The organism is Halomonas sp. DN3 (genome assembly GCF_024137905.1).
GTDB lineage: Bacteria > Pseudomonadota > Gammaproteobacteria > Pseudomonadales > Halomonadaceae > Halomonas > Halomonas litopenaei.
This window is the reverse complement of the sequence record NZ_CP099965.1, coordinates 1,244,666-1,258,885: the sequence shown is the minus strand read 5'-3', so window position 1 is coordinate 1,258,885 and position 14,220 is coordinate 1,244,666. Positions and strand designations below refer to the sequence as shown.

General features: G+C 64.3%; 11 protein-coding genes. 4 read left to right on the top strand and 7 right to left on the bottom strand.

Annotated elements, in window-relative coordinates; translation table 11 throughout:
* The first annotated feature begins 144 nt into the window (after positions 1-144).
* Both argE and NKF27_RS05560 read left to right on the top strand, forming a co-directional pair.
* Positions 145-1,311, top strand: coding sequence for an acetylornithine deacetylase (argE, locus tag NKF27_RS05565; protein WP_253555646.1), 1,167 nt, complete (start codon positions 145-147; stop codon positions 1,309-1,311).
* A 47-nt stretch (positions 1,312-1,358) separates the two neighbouring features.
* Positions 1,359-2,126 (top strand): glutamine amidotransferase, encoded by a 768-nt coding sequence (locus NKF27_RS05560; protein WP_253555645.1) that lies wholly within the window; start codon positions 1,359-1,361, stop codon positions 2,124-2,126.
* Here the strand turns inward: NKF27_RS05560 and NKF27_RS05555 are convergent.
* The 4 genes from NKF27_RS05555 to NKF27_RS05540 form a co-directional block, all read right to left on the bottom strand.
* Positions 2,123-4,621 carry a fimbria/pilus outer membrane usher protein gene (locus tag NKF27_RS05555; protein ID WP_253555644.1) on the bottom strand — a complete coding sequence of 833 codons (2,499 nt, stop codon included), beginning with the start codon at positions 4,619-4,621 and terminating at the stop codon, positions 2,123-2,125. The genes NKF27_RS05560 and NKF27_RS05555 overlap by 4 nt on opposite strands.
* Before the next feature lie 62 nt (positions 4,622-4,683).
* A complete protein-coding gene (locus tag NKF27_RS05550) occupies positions 4,684-5,418 on the bottom strand; it encodes a molecular chaperone (RefSeq protein ID WP_253555643.1) in 735 nt (244 codons plus the stop codon).
* An 88-nt stretch (positions 5,419-5,506) separates the two neighbouring features.
* A complete protein-coding gene (locus NKF27_RS05545) occupies positions 5,507-6,043 on the bottom strand; it encodes a fimbrial protein (protein ID WP_052704279.1) in 537 nt (178 codons plus the stop codon).
* 378 nt (positions 6,044-6,421) lie between these two features.
* A complete protein-coding gene (locus NKF27_RS05540) occupies positions 6,422-8,158 on the bottom strand; it encodes a DEAD/DEAH box helicase (RefSeq protein ID WP_108449702.1) in 1,737 nt (578 codons plus the stop codon).
* Positions 8,159-8,591: 433 nt separating this feature from the next.
* Here NKF27_RS05540 and NKF27_RS05535 point away from each other — a divergent pair, with 433 nt between their 5' ends.
* Positions 8,592-9,044 carry a YaiI/YqxD family protein gene (locus tag NKF27_RS05535; protein ID WP_045991898.1) on the top strand — a complete coding sequence of 151 codons (453 nt, stop codon included), beginning with the start codon at positions 8,592-8,594 and terminating at the stop codon, positions 9,042-9,044.
* An 82-nt stretch (positions 9,045-9,126) separates the two neighbouring features.
* Here the strand turns inward: NKF27_RS05535 and NKF27_RS05530 are convergent, their stop codons facing one another.
* Both NKF27_RS05530 and NKF27_RS05525 read right to left on the bottom strand, forming a co-directional pair.
* On the bottom strand, positions 9,127-10,128 hold the full coding sequence (locus NKF27_RS05530) for a glutathione S-transferase family protein (protein WP_253555642.1): 1,002 nt from the start codon (positions 10,126-10,128) through the stop codon (positions 9,127-9,129).
* 124 nt (positions 10,129-10,252) lie between these two features.
* The gene (locus NKF27_RS05525) at positions 10,253-11,143 is read right to left on the bottom strand and encodes a LysR family transcriptional regulator (protein ID WP_045991896.1); all 891 of its coding nucleotides are present in this window, start codon (positions 11,141-11,143) and stop codon (positions 10,253-10,255) included.
* Between the two features lie 440 nt (positions 11,144-11,583).
* Here NKF27_RS05525 and NKF27_RS05520 point away from each other — a divergent pair, with 440 nt between their 5' ends.
* Positions 11,584-13,353, top strand: coding sequence for a peptidoglycan DD-metalloendopeptidase family protein (locus NKF27_RS05520; RefSeq protein WP_045991895.1), 1,770 nt, complete (start codon positions 11,584-11,586; stop codon positions 13,351-13,353).
* 196 nt (positions 13,354-13,549) lie between these two features.
* On the opposite strand, the gene NKF27_RS05515 is transcribed toward NKF27_RS05520, so the two are convergent.
* Positions 13,550-14,212 carry an MOSC domain-containing protein gene (locus tag NKF27_RS05515; protein ID WP_253555641.1) on the bottom strand — a complete coding sequence of 221 codons (663 nt, stop codon included), beginning with the start codon at positions 14,210-14,212 and terminating at the stop codon, positions 13,550-13,552.
* Positions 14,213-14,220: the final 8 nt, after the last annotated feature.

Below are 14,220 nucleotides of genomic sequence, written 5' to 3'. Positions count from 1 at the left end.
GGGCGGACCTGGTCTTGGGTGACCCAGGCTTGGGCGATCCGGGAGAGCGGCGTGCTCGGGCGGTACCCCGGGGCGATACGCTGGGGCGCGTCGCCTGGCCATGGTACATTGACGCTCCTTGTGACCTCAGTCGACGGAGCCTTCATGACCGCACACGACCTGCTCAAGACTCTGGTGGGCTTTGCCACCGTGTCTCGGGATTCCAACCTGGAATTGATCGCCTTCGTCGAAGAGTGGCTCGACCGCTACGGCGTCGATCACTGGCGGGTCGAGAGCGACGACGGTTCCAGGGCCAACCTGCTGGCGCGCATCGGCCCGGCGGTCGAGGGTGGTGTGGTGCTCTCGGGCCATACCGACGTGGTGCCGGTGGTGGGCCAGCCCTGGACCAGCGATCCCTTCACCCTGACCGCCAGCGAGGGCGACAATGCCGGGCGCCTGTACGGTCGCGGCACCTGTGACATGAAAGGCTTCATCGCCTGCGCCCTGGCCGAGGTACCGCGCTGGAGCGAACTGGAGCTTGAGGTGCCGATCTGGCTGGCGCTGTCCTACGACGAGGAAATCGGCTGCGTCGGCGCCCCGCGCATGATCGAGACGCTGATGGCCGAACACCCCCGCCCTGCCGCCGTGGTGGTCGGCGAGCCGACCCTGATGGAGCCGGTGGTGGCCCACAAGGGGGCCAGCAACTTCCGCACCACGGTGATCGGACGCGAAGCCCACTCGAGCCAGGTGTATCAAGGAGTCTCGGCGATCCACGTCGCCGCTCGCCTGGTCACCCGCATCGAGGACGTGATGGCGGAGCTCAAGGAAGAGGGTCGGGTCGACGAGGCCTTCAGCGTGATCCACTCGAGCCTGCACGTGGGCAAGATCGAGGGTGGCACCGCCATCAACATCATGGCCAGGCGCTGCAGCTTCGAATGGGAAATTCGCCACCTGCCCACCGATGACGCCAAGGAGCTGCTGGCCCGGGTCGAGGCCACCGCCCGCGAACTCGAAGCCCGCATGCGCCAGCGCGCCCCCGAGGCCTCGATCACCACCGAGGCGCTCAACACCACCGTGCCGGCCCTGGCCGATCGTGACAACAGCGAGGCGCTGGGCCTGTGCCGCGAACTGCTCGGAGACAGCCCCGACGGTGCCGCTGTGGCCTACGCCACCGAGGCCGGTCAGTTCCAGCTCGCCGGCCTGCCCACGGTGATCTGCGGCCCCGGCAGCATCAGCCAGGCCCACCAGCCCGACGAATACATCGAGCGCGAACAGCTCGACGCCGGCAGCCGCTTCATGGTCGCCCTCGGTGATCGCCTCAAGCGCGGCTGAATCTACACCTGCAAGCGCCCCTGGATTCCCCTTTTCGAGCCAAGACCGTGACCCACACTGCTTCAAGCCCGGCGAGGCCCGTTGAGCCGCCTCGCCTTGCCATCTTCAAGACCGGCGACAGCTTCGCCGACGTCGTCGCCGAGCACGGCGACTTCGAGGACCTGTTCAGCGCACGTCTCGACGGCTTTCGTCGTCGTGGCGGCGTCATCGAGGTGATCGACGTTCGCCGCCAACCGCTGCCGGCAGTCTCTGATCAGGACGGGGTGATGGTGACCGGGTCCCACGCCATGGTGTCCGACCGGGAAGCCTGGAGCGAAGCGCTGAAACCCTGGCTGAGGGAGGCACTCGACCACGGCCTGCCGATGTTTGGCGTGTGCTATGGCCACCAGCTGATGGCCGAAGCCTTCGGCGGCAGCGCCGGCTACCATCCCCGAGGGCGAGAATGCGGCACGCGTACCCTCACGCTGACCGAGGCCGGTCGCGGGGACCCGCTGTTCGGTGCGCTGCCCGATGCTTTCGCCGCCCAGCTGACCCACGCCCAGAGCGCCCTGTCACGCCCCGAGACCGCCACTGTCCTGGCGGCCAACGACCATGACCCCAACCAGGCCCTGCGCTATGGCCCAGCCCAGTACAGCGTGCAGTTCCACCCGGAATTCACCGTCCAGGTGACCGCGGCCTACCTGGCGCACCAGCGCGATATTCTTGTCGCTCAGGACGAGGACCTCGAGGCACTCGAGCGGTCTGTGGTCGAGACCCCCGAGGCCAGCAGCCTGCTGGACGCCTTCGCCCTGACCCTGTTCGATCGTCGAACCTAGCCAGACGTGACATCTCCAGGCAAGCAGGTCGCCTGGCGCTGGGCGATACGCGGCGCTGCACCCTGGTGCGGCGTCGCCTCGCGTTGCGGCTCCAGTGTCAGGCGGCAGCGCTCCCGCGGGCTCGGCCCCCAGCGAAGCTGATAGCCCCGGTGTGCATCGATTCCCCTGACCACTGCCATGCGCCCCTGACCCAGCACCGCCAGCACGTCTCCATCGGCGTCGATCAACTGCGCGCCGAAAGGTGCCGGCGTGGTCACCCGCACCAGGGTCGGCGCCCCCACCAGGGTGTCGTAGGTCAGCCTGACGATAGCGCCTCGGCGAGGCGCTACCCGCCTGGCATTGCCCTTGAGCTCGACGCCATCGGTCATGCCGGAGGGATCCAGCGCCACCCGGTTGTAGCGGTAAGGTGTCAGTCCGCTGATCGCCCCCTTGCCCCGCCCGTCCAGCAACACCTGGTCATGTTGAGAAATCGCCGCGCCCTTGGCGCCCGGCGCCTCGATGACCGCCATGGTCTCGCCTTGATCCCGCGTCAGCACCAGGCCACCCGCATAGGCAATGGCGGTGCCATCGGCGCTGGCGCTGTAGCTGCGGTAGTCATCTCCGGCGCTGAGGTTGAGGCCAAGACGAACCCGGGAGGTGTCCATCCCCAGGTTGCCGCCATAGCTTGAATCGTGCGACCGGTCATCACGGCTGTGGTTGACGTAGACACCATAGTTCAGCGCGCCGCTGTCGCCGCTGAGGTTCAACTGGCCCGAGCGATGATCGCCCCGATGGGCCAGATTGGAGGTCAGTTGCAGGTGGCCTCCCAGCGGAACGCTGAGATTGAGGTAGAACTCGTTGGTGTAGTCGCCTTCGGTCTCGCTACGGCCTGCGGTGGCGCTCAGGGTGCCCCAGGAGAAGCCACGACTGACACCGACCTGATAGGTGGTCGCGTCCTCGCGATCCCAGTAATCGGCGCTGATGCCAGAGGCAAACAGCCTGGTGCCGCCGGCCAGGGTCTGGGTCAGATTGACCTCGAGACGTTGGCGTTCACGGTCCCGTGGTGAGGATGTCGTTGCATCATCGCGCAGCAGCGCAACGTCCGAAAGGCTCAGATAATGCTGACTGGAAAAACGGTAGTTGACCACCGACAGTTCGGTGTCGGTGGGATCAAAACGGGTGTTGTAGCTCACACGAAAGCTCTCGCCACGCGGGCTCTCCGGCTCACCGCTCAGCGCCTCCAGGTGATTCGCCCGGGTCATGGTGGCATCCAGCGCGAAGGCGCCCAACAGGGTCGACACGGCGCCACCGGCAAGCCCCGCCATATAGTCCTCGGCCAGGATGGCGCCGGAGTAGAGCGTCAGCCGATTGCTGACCCCGCGTCGGTATTCGGCCTGAACGAACCGGGGCAGGTCGACGAGGCCGTCACCCCGATACTCTCCCAGGGTCAGGTGGAAGCGATGGGCGCCGGGTCGCAGCAACTGTGCCACCGAGGTATAGGGCAGCACGAAGGCGCGCTCGCTGCCGTCGGCCTCGGTAATGGTGACCTCAAGGTCATCGGCCACGTTGGTGGCGTAAAGGTCGTCGATGGCAAAGGGGCCGGGCGTCACGCTGGTCTCGTAGATGACGTCCTCCCCCTGACGGATAGTCACCCTGGCGTTGGTGCGAGCGGTGCCTCGCACTACCGGGGCGTAGCCCCGCCGGGAAGGAGGCAGCATGGCATCGTCGCTGGCGAGCTGGACGCCGGTGAAGGGTATCGACTCGAACCCCATCCCGGAGGTCTGATACTCGCCGATGACCAGGTCGGCCTGCCAGGGCGTCACGTCACGGCGCAGATAGGTGTTGGTGACGTGATAGTGGGCGGTCTCGCCACTGGCGTCATCGAGACTGGCATTGTGACGAAGCTGCCAACCGCCAAGGTTCACCCCGGCGTTGATCCCGAGTCGATAGTCCTCACGGGACTCCTGCCCGTCGCGCTCGCCACGGAAGGCATTGCTGTTGTAGCGAACAAAGGCGCCATTGATGCCGTCCTGCCACGCCTCGGCCGGCACCTTTCCCCTGACGCGATGTCGCTGATAGGCCTGGGGCACGCTTAATTCAAGTCGCATGTTCGCCGAGTCGATCGAGCTATCGACATAGGGATAGCGAGCGGCCAGATCGACGCACTCGCGGCCTGAGTCGCCTTCCCCTGCCGCGGGCTTCAGCAGCAGGCGCTTTATCGCATCAAGCGACAGACACAGACGCGTCCCTTCCGGGGCCTCGCCGATCGTCACCGTCTCGCGACCGAACGCCTGGCCATTGACCAGAACGTCGAGTTCATAGCGACCAGGGGGGACCGTCATGCCCTGCTCGAAGCGGGTCAGGTCCATGCCCTGGAGTGATCCTTTCAGCAGCTTGGCGTTGAAGGCGTACTCGACCCGGCGCTCGGACGCATCACCGGTCACCCTGCTACCCTCGTCGGCCCGGGCGGACAGACCGGCGTCGGTGACGAGTGACAGCCCCAGCGCAATGAGCACAGACAGGCCTTCGTGCCGCCGCAACCCCCGAACCTTGCCGGCTGCTGTGCCAGACAGACGTTTCACAGCTCGAATCGGCGCCGCTGCGTCACCCCGTAGTCATTGATCCAATCGAAGAAACCCTGGGAGGTTGCCAGCGGTTCGATGCTGAAACGGCGGGAGCTCAGGGCCGGGATCAGGCTGCCACGAGCCGTGACCTGGTGCTCTTCGTTGCCCAGCCCGACCCGACGAAGCGACACACTGTAGGGGCTCTCATTGCGGGCCACCAGCGTCCAGCGGCCGGGCCCCCGCTCAAGCTCCCAGTGAAGCTGCTCGGCGGCCTGCTCGGGGGAAGCGGCAAGCCCGTCGGGTCGATAGAACAGCTTGATGCGGGTGCGGTAGGCCAGCTGCAGCACGTTGCGCTCCGGCGCCGCCTGGGTGGCGGGCACCTCCAGCACGTTCAGCCAGTAGACGGACTCACGATCGACAGGCGCCACCTCGCCCAGATAGGCGATCCGAATCGCCTGTCCTCCATGGGCATTGATGCGTGTCACCGGCGGTGTCGTCAAAAACGGCACCTCGACACTCTCCGGCGTGGAGTCCGGGTCGCCACGATCGATCCACACCTGCACCAGCGAGGGCGTATCGCCCGCATTGGTCAGCGCGACGCTCACATCCCTGGCATCGGCGGGGTAGATCACCCGGGTGCCCGAGACCACCACACTGGCATCGACACGACTGACAAGGCTGCAAAGCGCCACCAGCGCCACCAGCGCCAACAGCGCCACTCCCCTTCCCCACGACTCCCGTACACGCATGATCCCTATGCCTTTCTGTAGCCTTTATGAAGCCTTGCCAGACGCACTACCTCCGCGCACTTCTGCCAGTGCGGGCGGACTGCGAGATCTATTGGTAGTTCAGGGTATACACCGCTGAGGTACTGACGGTCCCCGCGACGGCGTCCGCGCCACTGGCGTAATAGCGCGCGGTGTAGCGAAGTTGAGTCGCCGTGGTGTCGTCGGCCAGATCCATCGCGGTGGCATCATTGGCGATCAGATTGATCACCTTGTTGGTATGGTCGAGCAGTTGTATCTCGACGTTCTTGGCGCCGCCGGTGCCTGCGGTATTCACCAGATAGCCGGTGGCGGCATCGACATTGGTAGGCTCGAAGTACGGCTTCACATTGTCCACGGCAGCGGAGCAGTTCATGTCGATGGTGAAGGAGGTGTCACCCGCCGTCTCACCGCTCTTCAAGTCGCTGACACTGACCGTGGGAAGCACCACCGTGCCATCCCCGGTTCCCGCATTGTTGACCTTTACCGTACAGGTCGTGGCAAGCACCTTCCCGGATATCGTGATGGTGCCGGTGGCTGCGTATCCATTACCGGCCAGGGTAAAAAGCATGACGCCAAGCAGCCATCCCTTGCCTGTTTTCCGTTCCATGTCCCGTCGCTCTCCATTGTAATCATGCCTTCAGCCCGGCCGGGACAAGAGAGACCCTGTCACCGCACCTGGAAGTTACACTCTGCAACATTATGCAACGCACCGACCATCAGGAGCGGCAGCATCGCGCCAGAGGTTGACGTAGATCAGAGAGGGAAAAAGTCGACATTGAGGGGAATGAGGATCGCATCGGGCCCGATGCCAGGGAGCCAACGCCCAGGAAGCCAACGCCCAGGAAGCCAGCGAAACATGCACACGCAAACGGGCCGGTGGATATCCACCGGCCCGTTCACGAAACTTGCCTTGTCGTGATCCGATACGTCATCGGATCAACAGGGGCCTTGTACCAGCTGTCGGCTCAGACCCCTGGCACCTCGATCAGGCGCGCGACTGGCGACGCACAGGCGCCTCGTCATCGCGACGACGACGGGGAGCACGCTCGCCGCTGCGCTCGCCACCACGCTCAGCGCGATCACCGCCACGGTCTTCGCTGATTTCCAGCGGACGACCGGCCACACGGGCACGTGCCATCTTGGCCAGGATGCTGGCCGGCAGACCATTGGGCAGCTCCACGGTGGAGAAGCCGTTACGGATGTCGATGCGGCCGATACGGGCGCCTTCGATACCACCTTCGTTGGCCAGGGCGCCGACCAGCTGGCCAGGCTTGACGCCATCCTTGTGGCCGACGGAGACGCGGTAGCGGGTCATGCCTTCGCTGGGTCCACGGCTCTCGCGGCGACGCTGCGGCTTGCCGTCACGCGGGGCGCGGTCATTGCGTTCCTTGCGCGGCGCCTGCAGGCGACCGATGGGTGCCTCGTCGGCGCGCGCCATGGCGGAGAAGGCACAGGCCAGCTCGATGGGATCGTAGCCTTCCTCGACCAGACGCTCGACCAGAGCACGCTGCTCTTCGGCACCCTTGGTGACGGCGGCGATCACGCGCTGATGGAAGACGTTGTCGCGGTGGGCACGAATGGCGGCCTCGTCGGGCAGCTCCATGACCGCCATCTTCTGGCCGGTGGCCTGCTCGAGCCAACCTACCTTGCGGCCTTCACGGAAGCCGGCGAAGGTAATCGCCACGCCGTTGCGGCCGGCACGGCCGGTACGGCCGATGCGGTGGGTGTAAGCCTCGGCATCCTGGGGCAGGTCATAGTTGATGACGTGGGTGATGCGCGGCACGTCGAGACCACGAGCGGCCACGTCGGTGGCGATCAGCACATCGACCTTGGCGCGCTTGAGGCGAGTGATGGTGCGCTCGCGCAGGCTCTGGTCCAGATCACCGGACAGGCTGGCGACGTTGACGCCACGCGCAGACAGCTGCTCCATCAGCGTGGTACAGGCGGCACGGGTGCGCACGAACACGATGGCGGCGTCCACCGGCTCGACTTCAAGGATGCGCGACAGCGCTTCCAGCTTGGCGCCACCATCGACGCGCACCAGGCGCTGTTCGATGCTCTCGGCGGTGGTGGTACGCGCCTCGATGGCGACCTTGACCGGATCCACCAGGTAGCGATTGACGATGCGCTCGATCTCGGTGGGCAGGGTCGCCGAGAAGAACACACGCTGGGCGTTCTCGGGTGTATCGGCGACAACACGCTTGACGTCGTCGATGAAGCCCATGCGCAGCATCTCGTCGGCTTCGTCCAGCACCAGAGCGTTGAGGCCGGAAAGCTTGAGGCTGCCACGATCCAGGTGATCGATGACGCGGCCGGGGGTACCGACCACTACCTGGGCGCCACGACGCAGCGCGCTGAGCTGCTCACGGTATTCCTGGCCGCCGCACAGGGTGGCGACTTCCAGACCCTTGAGGTTCTGGCCGTACTTGCTGAAGGAGACGGCTACCTGCTGAGCCAGCTCGCGGGTCGGCGCCAGCACCAGCACCTGGGGCTCACGCCGATCGAGTTCAATACGAGACAAGATGGGGAGCGCGAAGGCAGCGGTCTTGCCGGTGCCGGTCTGGGCCTGGCCCAGCATGTCGCGGCCTTCCAGCAGGGCTGGAATGGTCTGCGCCTGAATGGGCGAGGGAGTCTCGTAGCCCAGGGTCTCGATGGCGGAGAGAACGGCAGGCAGCAGGGCCAGATCACCAAAAGACGGTGAAGCGACAGTCGTCGAGGTCATGAATCACACCTTGGTAGGCCGGGGTTACCGGCAAAATAACGTGGTTGGCGTCCCTGACGCGCCCGTATTCGGGGCGAACAGAAATACGTCGCTCTACTCGAGGTAGAGCAAGGTCAACAAGTCTGTTGTCAACATTCGGAGTCGGGGACGCCGGTCGCACCTGGCATCGGCTCACGCAACTGCGTGGAGCCATCGTGGCGACCGTTTGCACCGCGGGCGTCGGGATCGACGTCGGGTGCTCCATCTTCACAATTCGAACGCGTCTTGCGCGTTGCAGCATCTGTTTGAACTCTCGAGGCCGCTTGGGCGTCGGAGGTCGCTGCGTCATGATGGTGGGGTCAACACATGCGAGGAGGGCGCATGCTACCATCGACTCATGGCTCTGACCAGCCCTTTTATGATCACCCCCCCTTTTTCTGCTCCGGAGACACCAATGCCCCAACTATGGGTCGACGCCGACGCCTGCCCCAGAGTCGCTCGCGACATCATCGTCCGCGCCGCCGAACGCACCACCACCCAGACCTGGTTCGTCGCCAACCACCAGATCCCGTTGCCCAGTTCGAAGTGGGTCAAGGCCATGGCGGTGAGCCATGGCTTCGACGCCGCCGACAACGAGATCGTCAGCCGCATCGCACCCGGTGACCTGCTGGTCACCGCCGATCTACCGCTGGCACTGGAGGCGCTGGACAAGGGGGCCATGGTAATGACCAACAGAGGCGAGACCCTGGATCGCAACAACATCAAGGCACGCGTGCAGATGCGCGACTTCATGGAGACGCTGCGTGCCAGCGGCGAGCACACCGGCGGCCCCAAGGGCTACTCGGACAGTGATCGACGGGAGTTTGCCAACGCCCTCGATCGCTGGCTGGCCAGGCACGCACGCTGATCGAGCCGCCCGGACCGGCTCACGAGCCGGTCCCCTCCCCCACCCACGGCTCACCAGCGGATCCTCTCCGCCAGCGTCTGACTCAGCCCTGGTAGACGCCTTCTGAGGCCAGACGCTCTCTGTCGTGGTCCCGATCCAGTCTCAGCACAGGCCCCAACGGCACGATGGCGTTGGGATTGATGGTGTCGTGGCTCATATAGTAGTGGCGCTGGATATGATCCAGGTCCACGGTCTCGGCGACACCCGGCCACTGGTAGAGCTCGCGCAGGTAGTGCGACAGATTGGGATAGTCCTCGATGCGATAGAGGTTGCACTTGAAGTGGCCATGGTAGACGGCATCGAAACGCACCAGGGTGGTGAACAGACGAATATCGGCCTCGGTCAGCCAGGCTCCGGCCAGATAGCGATGATTGGCAAGCCTCGCCTCGAGCCTGTCGAGACAGGCGAACAGCGCCGAGACGTGACGTTCGTAAACCGCCTGATCGGAGGCAAAGCCCGCCTTGTAGACACCATTGTTGATGTTGTCGTAGACGTCGGCGTTGATCTCGTCGATGGTCTGGCGCAGGAACTCGGGATAGAAGTCGAGACGATTGCCGGTCAGCTCGTCGAAGGCCGAGTTGAACATTCTGACCAGTTCGGCCGACTCGTTGTTGACGATGCGCTTGCGCTGCTTGTCCCACAGCGCCGGGACGGTCACCCGACCGGTGTAGTGAAGGTCGGTCAGGGTGTAGAGCTCATGATGAAAGCTCACGCCGTTGATCGAGTCACCACTGGAGCCTTCGGCCTCGTTGTAGCTCCAGCCCTTGTCGCCCATCAGCGGACTGGTGTGGGAGACGCCGATCAGCGCGTCAAGCCCCTTGAGTCGCCGCATGATCAAGGTGCGATGGGCCCAGGGACAGGCCAGACACACGTACAGGTGAAAACGTCCCGCCTCGGCCTTGATGCCAGGCTGGCCATCGGGGCCCGGCGCGCCATCGGCGCTGACCCAGTCTCGCAACTGGGCGGACTCTCGCACGAACTCGCCGCCGGTACTCTCGGTGTCGTACCACTGGTCGTGCCAGACCCCATCGATTAACAGTCCCATACGGTCTCTCCCGTGAAGCGCCTTGGAGATCCCAGCATACGGTGGAAAGAATCGACTACAAGCGCACATTTTGCCGCCAACCTTTCGATTCTTTCGAACCCAATACCTCCGATGTGCCCAGACCTCAGCAACTGCAGTCCCGGACAGCCTGGCGCAGATGCTCCGCCATGGCCCTGGTGGCGGGTCCCGCCCGGTCGGCGTCGCGATGATACAGCTGGATGGGCACCTCACGCGTACCGCCGGCCTGCAGCGGCAATGGCTTGAGCCGGCCACTGGCCAGTTGGTCGCGAATGCGGGTCTTGGGCAACCAGGCAAACCCCAGCCCGTGCTCGAGCATCTCTACCGAGGTGGCGATATGGCTGACGGTCCAGCGCTGCTCGGCCTTGAGCCAGCCCGAATCGCGCGACGCTCTTTGCGACGAGTCCCTCACCACGACCTGGCGATGGTGCTCCAGATCCCTGAGGTCCAGCGGCCTGCTCATAGCATGTAGAGGGTGGTCCGGGTGAGCGACCGCGATAAAAGGCACGCTGACCAGGGGTTCGCCCAGGTAGCCCGACGTGGTCACCCCTGACACCACCAGGTCGGCTCGGCCATCCTCGAGCATTTCCACACCACCATTGAGTACCGACTCGTGCAATTGCAGCCTGACTTGCGGAAGAGCGCTGGAAAAGGCTTCCATCGCCTTGGCCAGTACGTTCGAGGGAAAGATCTGGTCGATGCTCAGCACCACCTCGGCCTCCAGGCCTTCCCGCAGTCGAGCGGCGATATCCACGAGCGCGTCGGAGCTCTCCAGCAGCTGGCGGGCACGGCGCAGCAGCAAGGCCCCTTCCTCGGTAAGCCGAACCTGGCGCCCCACCGGTTCCAGCACCTTGACCCCCAACTGCTCCTCCAGCTTGTGCACTGCATGGTTGAGGGTCGAAGGGCTCTTGTGAACGGCTTCGGCGGCCCTGGCAAAGCCACCGTGATCGACCACGGCGGCCAGCATCTGCCACTGTGCGAGCGTGACACGCGACATGCTTGAATCCTTTTGACGGTATCCAATGAGCATGCCAGCCGACGGCGCCAATGGCACGACTTGGCATCGATGAAAGTCGCATCGATGAAAGTCACGATACGCCCTTACCCCGCAGGGCCTTGTACGGTGCCTGGCCAGTCATTGGACTTATATCAACAAAATGAGACTTATCGTCCTTCGGGGGGAGTAGAAAGCACTACGACTTACCGGGGGGTTGCATTTGTTCAACGCTAAGGGTCCAATGAAGAACAGTTAATAAACAGCGTTCGAACAAGGTTTTGTCACAGCTTCATCCATTCCTGGCGCCCCCGGTCACATAAACCACCGGGCGATGCGCCATTCGCTGTATGGCCATACAGTCTAGGCATACCATACTTCATGGGGTATGGTGCAATAGCCTATATATTTACCTTCATCAATTTTTCTATGGCCCTTTTACCATGATGCGAATCCTCCATTCGCTGCCCCGCACGCACAAGCTGCTGCTGTTACCCGTTGCCACCATGGTCACCGTGCTGGGCGCCCACAAGATTGTCACCACCTACGAAGACGTTCAGCGAGGCAATGAATCGCTGGAGTCAGTTCTCGTTCCGCTAGGAGAGTCTGCCTCGCCGGAACTGCCATCGCTGAACTTCGAGCGAACCCAGGTCGCCGAAGCCATCGACCTGGCGCTGGATGCCACCAGCCAGCACATCCCGATTTCCCAGCTCAAGGCCAGCGAAATCGTCGACATCGACTTCGTCGACGAGGCCCACGCCGACGTCAAGTTCGAGAACGCCATGCGTTCATCGTCGGGACTACCTCCTCTTACCTTACAATCCTCTCGCACGCTTCCTGGCGCCGCTGATTCATCCACCGCGGCGCCAGTTGCGTTGGACGGCAATCCGCAGCCGCCCGCCTTCAAGCTCGACGAAGGCTCCCTGCATATCGCCGTGGTGCTCGGCACCGTGGCCAGTGGGCTGCTGGAGCAGCAGTCGCTGGACGTCGCCAGCGACGCTACTTCCTATGAGGATGTCAGCGAAGACGAGCTCGAACTGTTCGATGAAGGCCCGATCGTGCTCGAGGAAGAGATTGCGGCCAACGAGCCGTTCGTCCCGACCTGGCAGACCTATCGCGTCCAGCAGGGCGACACCTTCGCCGAAATGGCCGAAAAGACCCTGGGGCTGGGCTACAGCGAGGTCATGGCGCTGCTCGAGGACCTGCCCGACCAGAACGTGCTGACCCGCTGGCGCGTCGGTAACACCTTCGAGTATCAGCTTGGCGAGGACGGTCGACTGCTGGCGCTGCGCATCATGAAGAACGTGCGCGACGGCTACCTGATCGAACGCCAGGATTCAGGCTTTGACGTGGCGACCATCGAGCGTGCCGGCGAAGCCTCACAGCGCCTTTACGCCGGCACCGTGAGCGGCAGCTTCGCTCGCTCCGCCGAGGCCGCAGGCCTGAGCCGTGCCGAAGTCTCGGAGATGGCACGGGTGCTCGAGAAGAAGCTCGACTTTCGCCGCGACACCCGTCGCGGAGACAGCTTCCGGGTACTGGTCGAGTCCGACATCATCGACGGCCAGCGCCTGGACCCCCGCGTGCTGGCGGTGTCCTACGACGGCGAGCGCATGGACCTGACGCTGGTGCGCAATCCCGAGGACAACAACTTCTACACCCCCGAAGGCCAGAGCCTCGACCCGGCCTTCAACCGCTACCCGTTCTCCGGCAGCTACCGCATCAGCTCCAACTTCAACCTCAACCGCCGCCATCCGATCACCGGCCGCGTCAGCCCGCACAAGGGCACAGACTTCGCCATGCCGATCGGCACCGGCATCGAGACCCCGGCCAATGGTCGCGTGGAAAAGGTCGGCAACCACCCGGCGGCGGGTCGCTATATCGTGATTCGTCACGACAATGGCTACAAGACACGCTACCTGCACCTGTCGCGCCCGCTGGTCAGCACCGGACAGCGCGTGACCATGGGCGAACGGATCGCCCTGTCGGGCAACACCGGTCGCAGCACCGGACCTCACCTGCACTACGAGGTCATGGTCAACAACAATCAGGTCAATGCGATGCGCGTGGCCCTTCCGGAAAACCAGAGCCTGTCCGGTCAGGCGCTGGCCTCCTTCCAGCAGGAAACCGGCCCCACCCTGGCCGCGCTTCAGACCGCCAAGCCCGGCTCCGAAGTGGCGCTGGCCAACGACCTGGCCGCCGACAGCGACATCTGATGCTCCGCTGCGGTTGATCACGACAAGGCCCTGCGACAAGCCCCTGCAACAAGGCCCTGCTGCGACACAGCAGGGCCTTGTCGTTTCAGTCCAAGAGACAGGGGCACACAATAGACAGGTGTAGAGAAGACAGGCTCAGTTCGGCGCCAGGCGCAGCAGCACCCTACAGCGCGTGGTATTCACCCGCCTGCCGTCCTCAGGCGCGCCCGCGCCAATAGTCCATGCGCCGGACCAGCTGGTCCTTCCAGTGTTGCGCCAGGGCTTCGACACCGTGCAATTCGGCCATGGTATCCAGGGGCGCCCTGCGGTCTTCCAGCACCCGCCAGCAGGCCTCCACGCTCCACCTTTCATCACCGCGCTCGACCACCTCGATGACAGGCCCCGGCGCAATCCATCCTTCCTCCAGCACGCGGTAGAGCCAGCCCATCCGGGCCTCCTGCATAAAGGCCCGCGCCAGTCCCGGCTGGCCGGTACGGGCATCGACCTTGGCGCAGGGTTGCCTGGGCTGGGTCACCTGCACCAGCGCTTCGCCGATGCGATAGACGTCACCGATACGCACCTCACGCTCATCGGCGCCTTGGCTCGCAATATTCTCACCCAGCACGCCGGCCTCCAGCACCACACCGGCGTCGGGATAGCGCTCGTTCCAGCGGGGATAGTGATCGGCGCAGTAGTGACACAGGGCGCGGTCCACCCCGCCGTGGTCGACCTGATTGGCCTGGCTGTCATTGGAAAGCCCCAGTCGGGACAGCCATTGAGGCTCAGCGGCAGCGACCTTGTAGATACCACTCTTCTCACCGAAGCCCGGCAGCATCTGGGGCTCGCTGATAAAGGGCCCCCTGACATTTGAAAATTCCATCCTTGCCC

Coding starts and splice junctions, on each gene's coding strand:
- argE (WP_253555646.1), top strand. CDS start 145: ATGACCGCACACGACCTGCTCAAGACTCTGGTGGGCTTTGCCACCGTG.
- NKF27_RS05550 (WP_253555643.1), bottom strand. CDS start 5,418: ATGCGTGTACGGGAGTCGTGGGGAAGGGGAGTGGCGCTGTTGGCGCTG.
- NKF27_RS05545 (WP_052704279.1), bottom strand. CDS start 6,043: ATGGAACGGAAAACAGGCAAGGGATGGCTGCTTGGCGTCATGCTTTTT.
- NKF27_RS05540 (WP_108449702.1), bottom strand. CDS start 8,158: ATGACCTCGACGACTGTCGCTTCACCGTCTTTTGGTGATCTGGCCCTG.
- NKF27_RS05535 (WP_045991898.1), top strand. CDS start 8,592: ATGCCCCAACTATGGGTCGACGCCGACGCCTGCCCCAGAGTCGCTCGC.
- NKF27_RS05530 (WP_253555642.1), bottom strand. CDS start 10,128: ATGGGACTGTTAATCGATGGGGTCTGGCACGACCAGTGGTACGACACC.
- NKF27_RS05525 (WP_045991896.1), bottom strand. CDS start 11,143: ATGTCGCGTGTCACGCTCGCACAGTGGCAGATGCTGGCCGCCGTGGTC.
- NKF27_RS05520 (WP_045991895.1), top strand. CDS start 11,584: ATGATGCGAATCCTCCATTCGCTGCCCCGCACGCACAAGCTGCTGCTG.
- NKF27_RS05515 (WP_253555641.1), bottom strand. CDS start 14,212: ATGGAATTTTCAAATGTCAGGGGGCCCTTTATCAGCGAGCCCCAGATG.